Origin of the sequence: Parabacteroides sp. MSK.9.14, from assembly GCF_019041495.1 — a bacterium.
GTDB lineage: Bacteria > Bacteroidota > Bacteroidia > Bacteroidales > Tannerellaceae > Parabacteroides > Parabacteroides merdae.
Window position 1 is genome coordinate 60,758 of the sequence record NZ_JAHPXO010000028.1, and the last position, 17,245, is coordinate 78,002.

Consider the following 17,245-nt stretch of genomic DNA (forward strand, 5'->3'; position numbering starts at 1 on the left):
ACAATAGTTTTGCAACTTAAAAATGAGTTATGAAATCGACATTCAACATTTGCTTTTACGCAAAGAAAGACAAGCAGAAAGCCAACGGTGCGTACCCCCTTTTCGCCCGTATCACAGTGGACGGCGTGGCAAGCCGTTTTAACACCAAGCTGGACGTGCTGCCCTCTATTTGGGACGGCAAAATGGGCAAGGCTACCGGACGTACTTCGGAAGCCAGCCGCATAAACCGTATGCTGGATGATATAAACGCATCTTTGAACACCATTTACCACGAAATGCAGCGGCGTGACAACTATGTGACCGCCGAGAAAGTGAAGAATGAGTTTTTAGGTCATAGCGAGAGCCACGAAACAATCCTTACCCTGTTCCAAAAGCACAATGACGATGTGAAGCAGTTGGTCGGCATATCCAAGACGATAGCGACCTACCGAAAGTATGAAGTCACCCGCCGCCACCTTGCCGAGTTCATTCAAAGCAAGTATAACGTATCGGACATGTCCATTAAGGAGATTACCCCGATGTTCATTACCGATTTTGAGTTGTATTTGCGTACCGCCTGCAAGTGCGGCTACAACACCACCGCCAAGTTCATGCAGTTCTTCAAGCGTATCATCATCATTGCCCGCAACAACGGCATACTGGTGAACGACCCTTTCGCCAGTTACAAAATCCGGCTGGAGAAAGTGGACAGGGGGTATCTGACAGAGGACGAGATTAAAATTATCCTTAAAAAGAAAATGGTTTCCGAGCGGCTGGAACACGTCAGGGACTTGTTCATCTTTGCCTGCTTCACCGGGCTTGCCTATATAGATGTAGCCGGGCTTACGCAAGACAACATTCGTAAATCCTTTGACGGCAACCTTTGGATAATGACAAAGCGGCAAAAGACGAATACGGATGTTAATGTTCCTCTGCTGGATATTCCCAAGATGATTTTGAAGAAGTACAAGGGCAAGTTACCGAATGGCAAGATACTTCCCGTAATCAGCAATCAGAAGCTAAACGCCTACTTGAAAGAGATTGCCGATGTATGCGGTATTAAAAAGAACTTGACATTTCACCTTGCACGCCACACGTTCGCAACGACTACCACGCTGTCAAAGGGCGTACCCATTGAAACGGTGTCTAAAATGTTGGGACACACGAACATTGAAACGACCCAAATCTATGCCCGCATCACTAACAGCAAGATAGGTAGTGATATGCAGGGGCTTGACAAGAAGTTTGTCGGCATCGAGAAGATTTACAAGGAAGTCGCTATGTAATCTTGATTGTTGGGAACTGGTCACAATTTGTGACCAGTCCTTACTATTATTCCAACATTACTAAATCTCCTAAAATATACGATTATGGACTTGCAGATTATCCAAAACAAGATTTTTGAAGTCAGAGGTTACCGGGTGATGCTTGACTTGCATTTGGCAGAACTCTATCAAGTGGAAACACGAACTTTGAAACAAGCGGTCAAACGTAACATAGACCGCTTCCCCAGTGATTTCATGTTTGAGTTGAGCAAAGACGAGTGGTTAGAACTTATCACAAATTGTGATAAGTTCCCTGACAATATCCGCCACACGCCCACCCCGCCTATGGCTTTCACCGAACAGGGGGTAGCCATGCTTTCTTCGGTTCTCCGTTCCAAAGTAGCAATAGAAGTAAACATTTCAATCATGCGGGCTTTCGTCCTCATGCGCCAAATGGTAATCGGCTACGAGGAACTATTAAAGCGAATCGAGGAACTGGAGGTAAGCACCGATGCGCAGTTCAACGAACTGTACCAAGCCCTTACCCAGCTTTTAAGCCAGTCGAAGCAGCAGAAAGAACGCCGTCCGGTAGGTTTCGTTACCTATGAGCGTTCAGGTAACAAATAGGTAACGATTCCGGTAACGAAATCCCACCAAATAAGCTATATTCCAATAAAGTATATTCTTTCACCTTGCGGGCAGTCCACCGACTACCCGCATTTTTTATATCCTTTTCCAACTGGCACATTCCCCGAAACGCCAGCCTTGCGTGGCATGGCCGACTTGTTTTCGTGAAAAGAGCCGTTGGAAACCCGCACAAGAGTATTGCGAGCAAGCTCACAACACCCTTGCCTTTTCCGCCCGCATGGAGTGTTCCCTAAAAGACGGAAGAGGACAAGCACTTTTCCCCAGTTTCCCTATCTGTAAATCTTCCTCATTATGCAGTCCCCCAGCCGGGACAGTCGTTTTTATCATTTCAATAGGCAAAGGTAGTTACGTGTTCTTCACGATTTTGCAAGGTCGAGCCGTTCCGGTTTGGCGAAAAAATCTTCCCTGCCTTGCGAGGTATTTTTTGCCAAAACCCTGCAAACTCTAAACACTACCCTTTTACGCCTATGTGAAACGAAAACGACCGACCCGACCGGAAGACGCATAAAAAAAAAGTCGGATTTACGGGAAACAGGAAAAAAGTTCAGTGAAACTTCAACTCCCTCACCTCTCAAATCCGCATAAAAATAAAAACTTAAAAATTGCAGCAATATGGAAGCAAAGGTATTATCGGAAGTAAGAGTTTATGTAGGCACTTACGCCAAGTACAACAACGGTTCTTTGTTTGGGGCATGGCTCGACTTGTCGGACTATTCGGACAAGGAAGAATTTTACGTAGCCTGCCGGGAACTGCATAAGGACGAGGAAGATGCGGAATATATGTTTCAGGATTGGGAGAACGTGCCGGAGGGCTTAATCGGCGAAAGCTGGATTTCTGAAAACTTCTTTGCCCTGCGTAATGCGGTGGAGGATTTGGACGACACCGAGCAGGAAGCCTTTTTCGTGTGGTGCAACTACAAAAGCCATGATTTGAGCGAAAAGGATGCCGACGACCTTGTACGTGATTTCCGGGACGAGTATCAGGGGGAATATGACGATGAAGAAGATTTCGCCTATGAAATCATAGAAGAATGCTACAACCTGCCGGAGTTCGCAAAGACCTATTTCGATTATGAAAAGTTCTCCCGTGACCTGTTTATGTGCGATTACTGGTTTGATGACGGTTTTGTGTTCCGTGCGGCATAATCAAATACCAATCCGGGCGGAGTGTCAAAGCCCTGCCCGCTAAAAACAACCAAGTTTATAACCGTAAAAAAATAAGACATCATGCAGTCACTTAACAAAAACGGGGTAAGCATTACCCAAACACCGGGAGAAGAAAAGTTCGTGAAATGCTGTTTAGGGGCTTTCAGAGGACAGATTTATTTTCAATATGACTACCGCCACACGGACGGCGAACTTTTCAGCACGGTAGCCAAAACGCTGGACGAGTGCCGCCGTAGGCGTGACGAGTGGATAGCGAAAAAAGAACGGAGTAATAAATAAGTAAAATTTAGGGATATGAAAACGACAGAAGTAAACAAGGAGCTTATCGGCAAGCGTTGCGAGTGTATTTTTACGGGTTTAATGGTAACGGGCGTTATCGAGGACATCCAAGACGACCGGCATTCCACAGCGGTAAAAGTCCGCTTCGACCACCCGCACCAGTGGGGTGATGATTTGTATAATGATGTGTGGGCGTGGGGGCGCAAAACTGACGAGTTCGGCACGCTGCATCATTTGCACCTGCTGGTGGATAAACCGGACTTTCAAATAATGACGGTAGTTTTCAGCGAGCCAATCAGCCGGATAGACCGCAGTGTTTTTGAAGATGTGGAAACGTGGGGTGTCTGTTCCCTGCAAGGCTGGGTAAACAGTTATGAAAGTGTCCGGTTTGTAGCCATAAACGACCATACGGCGGTCATCACGGGCGAATACAACATGGAACAGGTAAAGGTGTGGTTAGAGAAATACACGTCCATAAAGAGCCTTAAAACCAGTTGATAGAGAACGGCGGCAGTTTGCCGCCGCTACTTTCTTTCGTGAGTGCCGGAAAATAAAGTAGCAAAGAAACCCGCCTATATTCCCCAAAAAATTATTAGCAACCAATGCCTTCTGACTAGCTGTTGATTAGCCAATAATACTTTCTGTCTCTCTATACTGTTTGTATATATTCAATACCTGGCAATTTCATAAAACAACTATAATTTTTTTCAAAAATGCCCCTATTGGTGAGTTGTTTATGACTTGCCGTAAAAAAAACTTGCTTTTTAGCCCGAGTAACTGCTACATAAAATACACTTAATTCCTCAAAGAATGATTTTTCTATATCTTTAGTCATCACAAAATTACAGTCATTCCCATTTTTACATTTACCGCATAATCCATACCAGTTAGGAAATGAATCTTTTTCCATATCAGGAAGTATTACATAATCCCATTCTAAACCTTTTGCTGCATGTACCGTAGAGATTATTATAGACGTATTTAAGAATTCCATATATTGTTTTATACCATTATGTTCAAAGGTATCTTTAATTAGATTAATTTTATCTTCATTAGATAAAAACGAATAATCGACAAAAAGCCGAACCCAAAAAATTTCGAGTAATTCTAAAAGAGCTTTAACAAGTACGGAATCATTGTTAATATATATTTCTCGTATTTTATCAATATGTTTTTTCCCTATCTTTTTAGTAATCTTTGAATTTGATTTTAGTAATTCAATAAATTCATACAGACATTTTCTGTTGAATATTATATATTCAGCGTCTTCATCTGTAAATAATCCATAAAAGAATGGTATCTTATTGTGATTGAAAGTTTTTATAATATGCTCAATATTAGGTCCTCTTTGCTTTGCAAGTATGGCAACTTTAGCAAAGGAATCGTTTTGTAATATTTTTTGTGACTTAATTACAACTTGTAAAGCTTCTTCTTCTTGGTTATCATAGATATTAAATTCCACCTTAGATTTTAAGTTATTAGGATTATCAAAAGGAGTAATAGCATTTTGCCGTATTATTTTATCCAATTGAAGCATATTCTCATTGGATGCAAAACGATAATTCTTCTCCAATGAAATAAGCTGTAAATTGAATGTATTTTGTGCATGTGAAAGTAAATTGGGTACGGCTCCTATAAATCCATAAATTCGCTGTAACGAATCTCCTAATAGCAATATATTTGTTTTATCTGTAATTAAGAAATTCAATAGCCAATAACTTAGTAGATTGGTATCTTGAAATTCATCTACGAGAATTGATGTATAATAATTTCGGTAAAATTCTAATATTCCAAATTGTTCTTTAAACAATTTAATTGTTAAAGTAATAAAACAATTTAATTGTTAAAGTAATAATTGCATTATATGGAATGGCATTCTTTATTAATAGTTTGGAGATGACAATAGAATTATATTTATCAATATTTTCTTTTAAATACTTTCCTTTTATGTTTTTAACTCCGGCGTTGAATTCTGATAAAACATTCGCTTCATCTATTGAAATATTATTAAATATTCGCATTATACTATCACTTCGGCTATCATCAACGGATTGTAGAGTATCTAAATTCGACAATGCAGGATGTAGTCTATGACCGTATTTTTTTAAAATGCTTCGACAGAAACCATGATAATTAGATACATATATTTTTTCTTTAATATTAATTTGCTTGCCTAAATCCTGCAATAGTTCCGGAATATTCTTACTTACATCTTTTTTAATTTTATATGCAGCATTTACGCTAAAAGTTAATGCTAAAAGTTTTTTTGGAACAGGTAGCTTGCCGATAGATATTAAATAGGCTATCCGGCTTACCATTGTATGTGTTTTACCATAGCCAGCAGGTGCTTCAACTAATAATCGTTTGTTGGGAGAAAAAATAATTTCTAATTGTTTTTCATCCCCTTGGTGTTTGTTCTCAATCCGAGATTTTATAATTTCTATTTCGTTTTGATACATCAGCATAAACTTTTAGCATGTTCAATTAGATTGACATATATTTGAGGGATTTCGCTTTTAGATAGTTTCATTCCTATTAAAAGTCCCAATGGTTGAGACTTATTGATTCCAAACCATGTAGAATAATAGGCTTTTAGGTTTGTGATATTTGTTTTGTCTATATCTGATAATTTGAGGTCTGTACTGATAGGTGCTGTTAAATAGCCATATTTTTTATACGCTCGTTTATTTAATGCTTGTGCATTCAGAATTCGCTCTTGCTTTTCCGAATCATATTCACAAAGTATATCGCATAATACTTCCTCTCTTCCTATATCAATCAATTTCATTAATTCAGCCTCAAAATCCCGTTCTGTTGTTTTCCATAAATTAGGAATACTTGTCGGGGTATTATCTCCATCACTATCTCTAATCCCAATACAAGGTATACCAAATTTTTCTGCTAACTGTATCAGTTGTAGAACGGAATCTCCACCTGCTTGAATGACACATATTCCGCAATCATCTAAATCTATGTCACATTTTTTGGCAAACAAGGGAAAACTTCCATATTCAGAATCCCCTTCGACAAAAATAGCACAGCGAGCAAAGAATGCTTCTTTGATAAAAGGAAAATGAAGTAAAAGATGTTTTTCAAGTTGTTCGCCGAGAGATAGATTTGTTCCTGAAACTATTTTAGTGCTTGTTCCTTTTTTATAAAGTCGAATAATCTGCTTAAAATCATTAAGAATAATACTTGGTGAATGTGTTGCGATGATGATTTGACCATCCAATTTATCAATTCCAAATAATTCTTTTATTAATAATTTCAAGTCAGAATCTTCATTATTGATAACTTTATTGAGATATTTAATAAGAGAACGTTGCATATAAGGATGTAAATGTATCTCTGGCTCGTCAAGTCCTAATACAACAGAAATAGACCTTTCTCCTGTATCCTCATTAACAAATACTCCTGTTTCTCCACGTTGGTCGGAAATTGCTTGAAGTTTATTCAAAATAGATAAAGTAACTAGTAATAAAAATTGAATTCCATATCCACATTTTGACAATGCCCCTCCTCTGGCATCTTGTAAAGAGATTAACTTTGGGAATAACAATGAAATATCCCCCTCCAAAACAGCTTTAATTGTGTGATCTTTAAAAGATTTTATTTTTTCTAATTTAGTATTTACATTAGTTAGTAAATCATTTGTAAATTCAATATCAACTAAATTATTAGTATTTATATCTTTATTCGATACGTAATCCTTAATCATTCTTGATAAAAAACGCCCTACGCCTTTACTGCTGTCAAAATTAATTTCAGAAATGGGATTTCTCAAAGAATCATAGTATATAAAGTTTAAGCATTTAATAAGGGTTGGAGATATGTATGTTTCTGTTTCTAAATGATAAAATTCCATATTATCATCAGGTGATACTTGTTTACAGATAATATTGATATAGGTGTAATCATCTATATCAAACAAGTCTTCAAAATGCCCTATTTCATCATTTGTGAGTTTTATTCGTATATTAACTGTTATTGGTAAATTTGCATCATTAAAATCATCATAAACAAATCCTCTTCGTGTGAAAATGATATTTAACAGGTTTAATATATTTGATTTCCCTAAATTATTTTCTCCAACAATAAAATTGCACGATTCGTCAAATGTAATTGTTGCAGAATTTAAATTTCGATAATTTTCAACGGAAATATCCTTTATTCTCATAATGTGCTGTTATTTTTTTATAAGCTATTTACAAGGAACAAAGGTAATCACAAAATAAACACCCAGCAATAAAACACTGGGTGTTTATCAACATACTAATTCCAAAAGATTTATTCTTCTTCGCTGCTGTCATTATTGAAACTAAACGAAAGTTGCTGCACCTGTCCGAAGCTGTCAATCACGTAAATGTCAATCGTCTGCTGGTCTGTCGATGCCGAGGTGTAGTATAGCCGGAACGTTTCTTTCTCCAGCGGGTACAGGTCATTGGGCAGGAACACCGTGCCGTTATCCATTTCCAGCTTCCCTTTGCCGTCCGGCTGGAAGTACCTGATTTGATAGGTAGTCGGCTGGTAATAGCCGCCACGCACCAGTTGGCAGCGTATTTCGGCGGTTTCCTCGACTTTCAGCCTTTTGGGTACTGGCAGCGTTTCGATGCTGAACGGGTACGCCTGCTGAATATCCAAGTTGTCATTACAGGCGGTGACAAGCACAAGGGCGGCCACGATGTAGTAGCCCATGATGATTTTATACATTACATTCTTCATATACATTATTATATAGCGGTCAGTTGATAATGAATTTTAGTCCCAAAGATACCTGCGTGTGGAACTTGCCTATGTCCGAGCCGAACAACGCCCGTTCCCTTGCGCTGACAAGCAAGGCTATCCGGTCGGTCAGGTAGACTTCCAGTTCCAGCGTTAAAGCCCCGCCGTACACAAAACAGTCCTTATCCAGCAGAGTAGAGCCGTCCGGCAAGAGCTTTTCGCTTCGGTTGCTTGTTTCATACCCGGCGAGTGCCGACAGTCCCAGCGAGAGGAAAAAGGTCTTACGCCTGTCCGATAGGAATTTCAGGTAATAGCCGCCCTCTGCGGTGAACTGTTCGACCGGAATACGCATATCCTTGTAGTCATACTTTTTGTGCAGGTACTCCCCGCCAATCACCCAGCGGTTGGCGTTCTTGGTGTAAACGCTGTACGCCGCCCCGATATGGTAGGCAAAATCCGTATTGGCGTTCCAATGCACCCCGTCCGTCATGCCCGCCGTGACCTGCAAGCCTTTCATGCCCGGCAGGTATCTTTGTGCGTGTGCCTGAAACGAGGTCAGGCACAGCACAAAGAGTATTCCGATAAATAGAAACCGTTTCATCCTTATTTGATTTTAAGTTCGTTAATCACTTCTGCGTTCACGATGTCGGAATTTTCCACCCGGATAACCTGATGCCGCCCGCCGTTCTTCTCGTAAAGTTCCACCAACAGCAGTTTGTCGTCAGGAATGGTGAACTTCGGCAGGGCGTACACCGTGCGCACGGTCGTTTTCCCGGCAATCTCTATCACCTCGTTGTAGCTGCGCACCGCATCCAGCACCGTTTCCTGAATAGCCGTGCGCTTCGGCACTTTCTTATCGACTATCTTAAACTTGATGAAGTCCGTATCGAAAGGTACGTTGGAACTGTTCTTCGTCTGCGTATGCACGTACAGCATCCCGTTATAGGTATAAATGCCCTTGATTAAGAACTGTATGCCGAAACGCTTGCTACCCAAGTGGCGCACTTTCCGGTCATTGTTCTTGTAGATGCTCCGCATTATCAGTTTCACCAGCAGCGGGCTTTCATTACCCAGTTCCCGGAAATAGATGTTCATGCGGGTATGCGAAAAGTCGCTGGTGTCCTCATTCTCCAAGAAGTCTTTCATTTCGATATTGAGCATTTCCGGTTCACGGGCGTACTTGGCGTTGAACGAAAAGAAACTGCCGTCCTCGCAGATAACGGAGAAGTTCGTTTCGCCCGGAAAGCACTCTGTCGTGGCTTTCACCCGGATAACGTTCTCCGCACCGTCCGCCTTTCCCGCTATGATGTGGTTGCTTCCCAAATCCACGTAGCGGACGGAGGCGGGGAAGATGATATGCACCGTCTTGGCAAAGGTCACTTCCACGCCGTAGGGCGTAACCATTTGGCGGTACGGGAGTTTCCGGGTGATACCCCGGTACAAGTCGTTGCCAGCCGCATACTTCACGGTGTCAGTGGTTTGTGCGTTTGCCGCACACACGCCCAGCAAGAGGGCGAACATTACCAAAATCTGTTTCATCGCTAATTGAAATTTTAGTGGTTGATAAAATGGTTATTGTTGTTTGGCGTAAAGCATCACCTTGTATCCGGCTTTCAGCTTTACTTTTACAGTCCTGAACTTTTTCGCAAGATAGCCGGACGTTCCTTGCAGCAAGCCCCTTGTCACGTCCATAGCCACCTGCTGCCCGGCACTTTGGGCAAAGGAAATACTTGTACCCAGCCCGCTGCCGATATTCGCCATAGCTTCGTTGAATGCTTCCTGCTCCATTGAGGACGGAACGGAAAGCCCCTTTTGCCCGTCCGTGTCGAACACGGCGAGTTCCACCGGGATGATGTTGCCAGCGTACTCAATCGAGGACACCAGTATGTCGAGCCGTTCGCCCTGCACTTTTGCTGTCCCCGCCACAAGGGTATTCTTCGGCACAACGATGCTGGCCGCCTGCATGGGTTCGAGTAGCCGGAGTTTCACCGCCTGCCCGTCTGTCAGGGTTTGGTCTTGGTGGATGCAGGCGGCTATCGTGTTCCTGCCCATAGCGTAGCCCGTGCCTACTGCCGTGTTGAAGCCGTAGTTTCGTGGCTGGCTGTAAGCACGGATGAAGTCGGCATCGCTCATGGGTTGCTGCAATCCCGATACAGTTGTTTCCCGGATTGCCTGCACCGGGACAGCCGGAGTGCCGATACCGCCGCCGTTCTGCCCGGCTGTCGGTATTTGGGCAATCTGCCCCCTTTCTCTGTTCTGCCCGCCGTCATTCATGTATTTTGCCGCCAGTTCGTAGGATTTTTCCAAGAGTGCCATTTGGTCGTCAGCCGTAGGCGTGGCGTTCTGCTGTTGTTGCAGTCGGTCGGTCAGTTCCGCCACCTGCCGCTTCAAGTCCTCTTTTTCCTCGTCCACAGGGGGCGTTTCGTAGAACGTGCTTAACTGGCGGTTGATGTCCCGGTAAGCGTATGCCGAAGAAGCACCGCCGCCCCTTTGGGACTTCGGTTCTTCTTCCGGCATCAGGTCTATTTCCGTTTGCGGTTCTTCCGTTTCATCGTCCCCCATGAAACCGAAGTCCTGCAAGGATTGTATCTTGTCCTGCTGTTTGCGGTTCAGCATCGCCTGTTCGTAAGCCTTTTGCTTGTCGGCTATAATCCCGTCCTCTGCGGGCAGGGGTATGTCGGCATTGAAGCCGCCCACGCTCTCCACATTCACGTCCTCTTTGCCGGAGGGGGCGAATATCAGGTACATACACCCGGCAAAGGCAAGGAACATCAGCGGGAAGACTATCATTTTCCTGCGCTGCTGCACCTGCTGCGGGGTAAGTTCCCGTTTGGGTTTATCTTCCTTTTTCGGCTTCCCGTCCGCCTGCGGTACGGTCGTGCCGTTCTCATTCTTCTGTACTTCTTCCATATTCCGGTCTGTTTAAGGGGTTGATACTGTTGATTGTGTCATTGCCTTGCAATGGCAGTTGTTTGATATGTTCTATTTGCAGCCGCCTGCCGTCCCGTTTCCCGATATTGTAGATTGATGAAACAGTGATGTAGATAGACAAGCCGCCGAAAAATAGGAACATCACGAGGATAACCGCCAGCCTTTTGCCCGGCGTAATCCGTCCGCACATTCGGCGCAGGCGGTCGTCCGCCCAGTCCTGCACCTTTTCGATATAATTTCGTTTTCTCTCCATAAGGCTACCTCTTAACGGTTTGCAAATCCTTGTTCTCGGTAATGGTGAACGCTTCGATGATGAAGCCGTGCGGGTTGTTGTCGCTCCGTGTTGCGTTGAGCAATCGGCATGAGGTCACAAGGCTTCGCACCGTCAGGCTGCTTTCCCGGAAAATCAACTGGCGGGCATACGTGTTCACCTTGTAGGGGTATTGATCGAAGTCGCACTTCACGCTGTCAATCTCCACCGTCTGCGTGACGTTTCCGGAAATCACCCGGTTGTAGTAACCCTTTTCCGCCAAGTCCTTGTAATAGTTGAAAGCGGTCTTGTCGGCGAGGAACAGCGAGCGTTTGATGTTGCTTTCGATAGCCCCCTTGTCGGGTGAGAGCGTGAAGAAAAGCTCGTGGAAACGCCGCACGTGCGATTTGGCTTCCACGGGTCTGTTCTGTGCCATGTCCTGCGAGAGTGCCAGCATCAGGCTTTTGCCGTTGTCGAGGACGTAAATCTTCTGCCGCTGCTTTTCGGCGAAGCTGTACGAGTTCCACACGGCAAAGCCCGTCACCAGTGCGCACAGGCAGATGAATACCAGCGCAAAGAGCCGGATTTGCCGGAAACTCGTTTCGATGTTCGTTAATGATTTAAATTCCATATATTAAATTTTGATGTTGGTTATTTGAGTAGTTTCCCGGTTACTTTCCCGCTTGCCGCACCGACCGCAGCCCCGGCGATTGACCCAGCCCGTGCCACGTTGCGGTTATAGGCAGACGTGCCGCCAGCCGAGACAATCCAGCTTGCCACCGTAGGAATGGTGAAGTAGCCCACGATACCTATAATCATAAAGATTACATACACGGTGCTGCTCCCGTCCGGGATGAAATTCGGGTCTGAAAGTTCCTGAATGTCCTTTTGGAGCATCAGCGTTTGTATGCGTGCCAGCACGCTGCTGAACAAGTCGGACACGGGCAACCACAGGTAAATGGAGATATAGCGTGAAATCCACTGGGTCAGCGTGCTTTGGAAACCGTCATAGACGGAAATCGCAAACGCCAGCGGACCCAGTATCGAAAGCACAATCAGGAAGAACGTGCGCAGCGTGTCTATAATCAGCCCCGCCGCCTGAAAGAGCATTTCCAACAGTTCCCTGAACCAGTCCCGGACGGACTTCTTTATATTGTACGCCGCCCTGTCCATGTACATACCCGTCATAGTCACCATGTCGGAGGGCGACCAGCCCAGTTCTTCCAGTTGTCGGTCAAATTCCTCGTCCGATGCGAGGTAAGCCGTTTCGGGGCTTCGCATCAGGGCTTCATATTCCAGTCGGTCTTTTTGCGCCCGGTACTCGTTCATGTCGAAAGTCTGCGTTTCCATAAGCTGGTTGCACCCTTTCACCACTGGCGACAGCACCGTGTTGATAGTACCCAATACGAATGTTGGAAAAAACATGATACATAGCCCCAGCGCAAAGGGGCGCAGGAGCGGGTACACGTCTATGGCTTCCGCCCTTGCGAGCGACTGCCACACTTTGGCGGCTACATAGAACAGCGCACCCAGCCCGGCAATACCTTTCGCTACCCCCGTCATGTTGCTGCACAAGGGCATCATTTCATCGTACAGCACCCGCAACACTTGGTGCAGGTTGTCAAAATCCACTGCTGCTAATAACATAGGCATATCGATTTATATATTACCAGTAGCGTTCATCCGCCGAGCCGTAGAGAGCCAGCACCCGGTCGGTGTCGTTCTTCTTCTTTGCCCGCAGGTAGGACACGGATATGTTCTTGCGGGTGTAGTAGTTCACGAGGTTGCGGTAATTCAATAGGCTTCGGTAGGCATTATCAATAATAGCCAGCCGTTCGGCATCCGTCAGCGACATACCCGTGATGTTCACTACATTCTTCAAGTCCTGCAACACGTCCGAGCTTTCCGACATCAGTTTGGCATAGCCGAACGATATTGCCGACAGTTCGTCAGGCGTGAAATTCGGGTCTGCCAGCATACTTTGGAAATTGCGCACGTAGATTTCGGATATTTCCGCCACCAGTTCAATGGACTTCTTCACCTTGACACCGCCCTTAACCACGTCATGCACCGCTTTAAGCGCATCGTAATATTTTTTACCCTGCTGGAAAATCTTCTGCGCTTCCATGAAGCCGTCCAGCGTGTTCTTGGCTGTGGTGGAAGTCTGCACTATCTGCTTGGTGGTGTTGATGATACCCTGTGCCAAGTTGCCGGGGTCTGACACCACCCACTGGGCGGATGCCTTGCCGATGAAGCAAAGGCATACCGCCATAAGGAGAATTGTTCTTTTCATGTTCCTAATTTTTAAGTTGTTGATGATTGGGGATTGCGTTTGCTTTCCGCAAGCCGCTTGATAGCCAGTTCAAGGTTGCCGCCCAGCTTCTCGGCGAGGGCGAACAGTTCCATTTTCTCGCTTTCCTCTGTCGTGAACGTGTAATATTCTTCCAGCGAAACTTCTGTGGCGTACACTGCCGACTGCGTGCCGCCCAGTGAGAAGAAAACTTCCTTGTACTTCCGTCCGGGGTGGTTCGCCATGTTGATAGACAATATCTGCGAACGCTCCTTGTCGGTCAGTCCCAAGAGGTTCTGTATGCTGTCGAACTTGTTCAGGTATTTTCGCTGGTCTAACAAAATCTTGCAGTCCGAGTTATTGATGATACTCTCTTTCACTATGGGAGAGGAAATAATATCTTCCACTTCCTGCGTTACCACAATCGCTTCCCCGAAATACTTTCGGACGGTTTTGTACAAATATTTTATGTAGTCCGCCATGTTCGCCGATGCAATCGCTTTCCACGCTTCCTCGATTAGTATTAATTTCCTTATTCCCTTTAACTTGCGCATCTTGTTTATAAAGGCTTCCATGATGATAATGGTCGTTATCGGGAATAAAATCTTGTGGTCTTTGATGTTGTCCAATTCAAAGACTATGAAGCGTTTATGCAGCAAATCCAGCTCCTTGTCGGAGTTCAGCAGGTAGTCGTACTCACCACCCTTGTAATAGGGTTCAAGCACGTTCAGGAAGTTGTCGATGTCAAAATCCTTTTCCCTGACGTTCTTCTGTTCAAGCTGTCGGCGGTAATCATCCCGGACAAACTCGTAGAACGTGTTGAAGCAGGGCGTTACCGACCTGTCGCCCGTGATACGTTCGATATAGGCACTTACCGCATTGGACAACGCCACTTCTTCCGACCGCTTGGGTGCTTCATCGTCCCGCTTCCAAAGGGTGAGTATAAGGGTTTTTATACTCTCTTTTTTCTCGATGTCAAATACCCCGTCCTCGACATAGAACGGGTTGAACGCTATCGGGTTCTCGTTGGTGTAGGTGAAATAAATCCCGTCCTCGCCGTGCGTGCGGTTGTGGATAAGCTGGGACAGCCCCAAGTAGCTGTTACCCGTATCTACCAGCAGCACGTGCGCCCCCTGCTCGTAATACTGGCGCACCATGTGGTTGGTGAAGAAAGACTTCCCGCTACCGCTCGGCCCAAGTATGAACTTGTTGCGGTTCGTGGTGATGCCTTTCTTCATGGGCAAATCCGATATGTCGATGTGCAGCGGGCGACCGCTTACCCTGTCCACCATTTTGATGCCGAACGGCGAAAGCGAACTCTTGTAGTTCGTTTCTTCCACGAACAGGCAGAGAGCCTGCCCCAAGAACGTGTAGAAACTTTCCTCTGCGGGGAAATCCGCCTCGTTGCCGGGTATGCCCGCCCAAAAGAGCGTGGGCGTGTCGGTGGTGTTGTGGCGTGGCTTGCACTCCATTAGCGCAAGCTGACTTCCCACATCGTTGCGTATGCGTTTGAGTTCGTCCCTGTCGTCACTCCATGCCATGACGTTGCAATGGCAGCGCACCGAGATAAGCCCTTTGCTATGCGCTTCGTTCAGGTACTCGTCTATCCACTCCTTGTTCACTTGGTTGGCACGGGAGTAGCGGGAGAGCGATTGCATATTCCGGGCGGTCTGCTCGAAGTTCTTCAGGTTTTCGGCGTGATCGTCTATGAAGATGAACTGGTTATAGACGTGGTTACACGACAACAGCACGCCCACCGGGGCGGCAAAACTTAACCTGCAATCGCTTCTATCGGTGGAAAGTTTCTCAAATCGGCAGTCCGTCCCGACCTTTCCGGGCAAGTCTTCCACGTCCGAAAGCGTGTGCAGGCACAGTATGTCGTCCCCGACACGCATTTCTTCCGGGTACAGCCCGATGTCTTTCAGGCAGGTGGTATCTGTCTGCGAGAGCGAGAAGTACTTCTCGATGATGCCCGCCTTGCCGTCCTGCCCGGTGATTTCCGATGCCGCCAGCCGGGTAAGCGTGACAAACCCGCTGTCGTTCATGATGCGCTCGAACTGCCCGACCGCTTCGATGAACTTTACCGCCGCTTCCTTGTCGGCTATCTCTTGCGGAACAATCCTGCCCCGGCAGAGGGTGGAGAAGTCGCTCTGTCGGCGGCTTCTCTCCCTTGTCGTCTTTGTCAGGAACAGGTAGCAGTAATGGTTCAGGAACGGGCGTTCATTGAAATGCCGTTCAAAACTCCGGGACAGGAAACTAAGTTCGTCCCTTTCGGTGTCGGGCTGGTAGTTCTCCTTGATGAAGAAGTCCTGCTTGTGTACTATGGAGTAGTCGGGCAGTACCTTGATTGCCTTGTACCACGCCGAATGTATGGCTTCGTACTCGGCACTGGTGACGGTGAACAGTTCGGGCAGTTCCACCCTGAAAGCCACCGTTATGTCCGCATCCTTTGAAATGATGCAACCGTTCTCCACCGCCAAAAGTGGAAATTTCCTTTCCAGCGTGGTAGCCTTTAATGTATTCCTCATGTTCTTTCTTCCTTTCTTCTTTTGTAGTTGAACAGCCGGGGTATCGCCTTTCGGCTGATAATGAAGCGTGGGTGTCTTTTGCGTGCGGCTGCTTTCATCAGCCCGTGCGTGCCGTACCGTGCGTTGAGCCGGAACGTCTGCCACACGAGCAGCAGCGAAGCCGACACGATGAAACCGATACATAGCCACTGGTTCACGCCTGCCATGAACAGGACGATGAACACCACGAACACGGCGAGCAAGCCGCCGCAAAAGATAAAGAGGTACTGGCTTTTTAACCCCTTGAACTCCACTGGCTTTCCGATACCCCTGTTTACCGGATATTCAGACATAGCCGCTGGTTTAGAGGAAGAACGACCGCAGGATAGTGGCGGCGACAATCAGGAAGATGCACGCCCCGAACCAACTGGCGGCGGTCTTTGAGGTGTCGGGGTCGCCGCTCGAAAATTTGTTATACACTTTTACCCCGCCAATCAAGCCGCAGACCGCCCCGATTGCGTACACCAGTTTTGTTCCGGGGTCGAAATACCCTGTGATTAGGTTCGTGGCTTCGGTGATGCCCGCCTGCCCGTTGCCTTGTGCGTAGGCACTTACCGCAGCGGCAAGGATAGCCGCCGACAAAAAGATTCTCTTTCTCATTGTGATTTGTTTTTAATGCCGGGCGGCGGGTGGGAAGTCCGCCTTTCCCGGCTGGTGAATAATTTGAAATTTTAGTGGTCGGGGATAGTCCCGTTTGTCTGTTTGGTTTTCAGGTTGCCAATCAACCGTAGTCACGTTGCTTCATATTGTTACACATTATTATATTATAGGAAATCATTCATGTCGAACGCTTCGTGTTCCTCGCTTATGTTGCCAGTTCCGGCAGGAGCAGCCGTAGTCAGTTCCGCTTCGTTGCGTCCCAGCAGTTCCGCCACCTTTGCCAGCCCGCCGTTGATGTTCTCCACCACCGCATCGTAGAGGTTCGTCCCCTCAATGCTTGCCAGTGTCCCGGCGGCTTGCCGCTGTTCAGCTTCGGTGGGGTTGTCGGCGTTCGCCGTGCGTACCGCTTCGCCCAGTTCGTCAAAGCTCACGCCCGTAGCCAGCCCGGTATCATCGTCACCGTCCATGTACCCGGCTATTTCCTCGTCCTCGGAGGTTGTGTAAAAAGTAAGAATCAAGTGTTCTTTGACATATTGTATAAAAAGGA

At 46.1% G+C, this 17,245-nt stretch carries 19 protein-coding genes and 1 pseudogene; 5 read left to right on the forward strand and 15 right to left on the reverse strand.

Annotation, left to right across the window (positions count from 1 at the left end; translation table 11 throughout):
- Positions 1-29 precede the first annotated feature (29 nt).
- From KTG12_RS14840 to KTG12_RS14860, 5 genes are all read left to right on the forward strand, one after another.
- Entirely contained in the window at positions 30-1,265 is a 1,236-nt protein-coding gene (locus KTG12_RS14840) for a site-specific integrase (RefSeq protein WP_155143673.1), read from the forward strand.
- 84 nt (positions 1,266-1,349) lie between these two features.
- Positions 1,350-1,871: an ORF6N domain-containing protein gene (locus KTG12_RS14845; protein ID WP_138273344.1), complete on the forward strand. Its 522-nt coding sequence runs from the start codon at positions 1,350-1,352 to the stop codon at positions 1,869-1,871.
- A 633-nt stretch (positions 1,872-2,504) separates the two neighbouring features.
- The gene (locus tag KTG12_RS14850) at positions 2,505-3,038 is read left to right on the forward strand and encodes an antirestriction protein ArdA (protein ID WP_138273342.1); all 534 of its coding nucleotides are present in this window, start codon (positions 2,505-2,507) and stop codon (positions 3,036-3,038) included.
- A gap of 81 nt (positions 3,039-3,119) precedes the next feature.
- Positions 3,120-3,338: a DUF3873 domain-containing protein gene (locus KTG12_RS14855; RefSeq protein WP_138273340.1), complete on the forward strand. Its 219-nt coding sequence runs from the start codon at positions 3,120-3,122 to the stop codon at positions 3,336-3,338.
- Positions 3,339-3,353: 15 nt separating this feature from the next.
- Entirely contained in the window at positions 3,354-3,836 is a 483-nt protein-coding gene (locus KTG12_RS14860; RefSeq protein WP_138273338.1) for a hypothetical protein, read from the forward strand.
- A gap of 151 nt (positions 3,837-3,987) precedes the next feature.
- On the opposite strand, the gene KTG12_RS14865 is transcribed toward KTG12_RS14860, so the two are convergent.
- From KTG12_RS14865 to KTG12_RS14935, 15 genes and pseudogenes are all read right to left on the reverse strand, one after another.
- Positions 3,988-5,148: a 3'-5' exonuclease gene (locus KTG12_RS14865; RefSeq protein ID WP_216945468.1), complete on the reverse strand. Its 1,161-nt coding sequence runs from the start codon at positions 5,146-5,148 to the stop codon at positions 3,988-3,990.
- A 1-nt stretch (position 5,149) separates the two neighbouring features.
- Positions 5,150-5,797, reverse strand: a complete 648-nt coding sequence (locus KTG12_RS14870; protein WP_216945469.1) for a UvrD-helicase domain-containing protein — start codon at positions 5,795-5,797, stop codon at positions 5,150-5,152.
- A complete protein-coding gene (locus KTG12_RS14875; RefSeq protein ID WP_117652887.1) occupies positions 5,797-7,515 on the reverse strand; it encodes an ATP-dependent endonuclease in 1,719 nt (572 codons plus the stop codon). Before KTG12_RS14875 ends, KTG12_RS14870 begins: the two co-directional genes overlap by 1 nt.
- Before the next feature lie 110 nt (positions 7,516-7,625).
- Positions 7,626-8,066: a DUF3872 domain-containing protein gene (locus KTG12_RS14880; RefSeq protein WP_138273337.1), complete on the reverse strand. Its 441-nt coding sequence runs from the start codon at positions 8,064-8,066 to the stop codon at positions 7,626-7,628.
- A gap of 13 nt (positions 8,067-8,079) precedes the next feature.
- Positions 8,080-8,661: a conjugal transfer protein TraO gene (locus KTG12_RS14885; protein WP_138273335.1), complete on the reverse strand. Its 582-nt coding sequence runs from the start codon at positions 8,659-8,661 to the stop codon at positions 8,080-8,082.
- 2 nt (positions 8,662-8,663) lie between these two features.
- Positions 8,664-9,599 carry a conjugative transposon protein TraN gene (traN, locus tag KTG12_RS14890; RefSeq protein WP_138273333.1) on the reverse strand — a complete coding sequence of 312 codons (936 nt, stop codon included), beginning with the start codon at positions 9,597-9,599 and terminating at the stop codon, positions 8,664-8,666.
- A gap of 33 nt (positions 9,600-9,632) precedes the next feature.
- Positions 9,633-10,970, reverse strand: a complete 1,338-nt coding sequence (traM, locus tag KTG12_RS14895) for a conjugative transposon protein TraM (protein WP_138273331.1) — start codon at positions 10,968-10,970, stop codon at positions 9,633-9,635.
- Positions 10,948-11,244: a TraL conjugative transposon family protein gene (locus KTG12_RS14900; protein ID WP_044214498.1), complete on the reverse strand. Its 297-nt coding sequence runs from the start codon at positions 11,242-11,244 to the stop codon at positions 10,948-10,950. The genes traM and KTG12_RS14900 overlap by 23 nt, the downstream gene beginning before the upstream one ends.
- A 4-nt stretch (positions 11,245-11,248) precedes the next feature.
- Positions 11,249-11,872 carry a conjugative transposon protein TraK gene (gene traK / locus KTG12_RS14905; RefSeq protein WP_138273329.1) on the reverse strand — a complete coding sequence of 208 codons (624 nt, stop codon included), beginning with the start codon at positions 11,870-11,872 and terminating at the stop codon, positions 11,249-11,251.
- A 20-nt stretch (positions 11,873-11,892) separates the two neighbouring features.
- Positions 11,893-12,888 (reverse strand): conjugative transposon protein TraJ, encoded by a 996-nt coding sequence (gene traJ, locus KTG12_RS14910; RefSeq protein WP_025833731.1) that lies wholly within the window; start codon positions 12,886-12,888, stop codon positions 11,893-11,895.
- A gap of 19 nt (positions 12,889-12,907) precedes the next feature.
- Positions 12,908-13,534 (reverse strand): DUF4141 domain-containing protein, encoded by a 627-nt coding sequence (locus tag KTG12_RS14915; RefSeq protein ID WP_007478206.1) that lies wholly within the window; start codon positions 13,532-13,534, stop codon positions 12,908-12,910.
- Positions 13,535-13,545: 11 nt separating this feature from the next.
- Positions 13,546-16,059 carry a TraG family conjugative transposon ATPase gene (locus KTG12_RS14920; RefSeq protein ID WP_155143675.1) on the reverse strand — a complete coding sequence of 838 codons (2,514 nt, stop codon included), beginning with the start codon at positions 16,057-16,059 and terminating at the stop codon, positions 13,546-13,548.
- Positions 16,056-16,391: a DUF4133 domain-containing protein gene (locus KTG12_RS14925; RefSeq protein ID WP_010803765.1), complete on the reverse strand. Its 336-nt coding sequence runs from the start codon at positions 16,389-16,391 to the stop codon at positions 16,056-16,058. Before KTG12_RS14925 ends, KTG12_RS14920 begins: the two co-directional genes overlap by 4 nt.
- Before the next feature lie 10 nt (positions 16,392-16,401).
- Positions 16,402-16,698 carry a DUF4134 domain-containing protein gene (locus KTG12_RS14930; RefSeq protein ID WP_100263229.1) on the reverse strand — a complete coding sequence of 99 codons (297 nt, stop codon included), beginning with the start codon at positions 16,696-16,698 and terminating at the stop codon, positions 16,402-16,404.
- 164 nt (positions 16,699-16,862) lie between these two features.
- Positions 16,863-17,245: pseudogene (locus tag KTG12_RS14935) on the reverse strand (hypothetical protein); the annotation flags it as partial.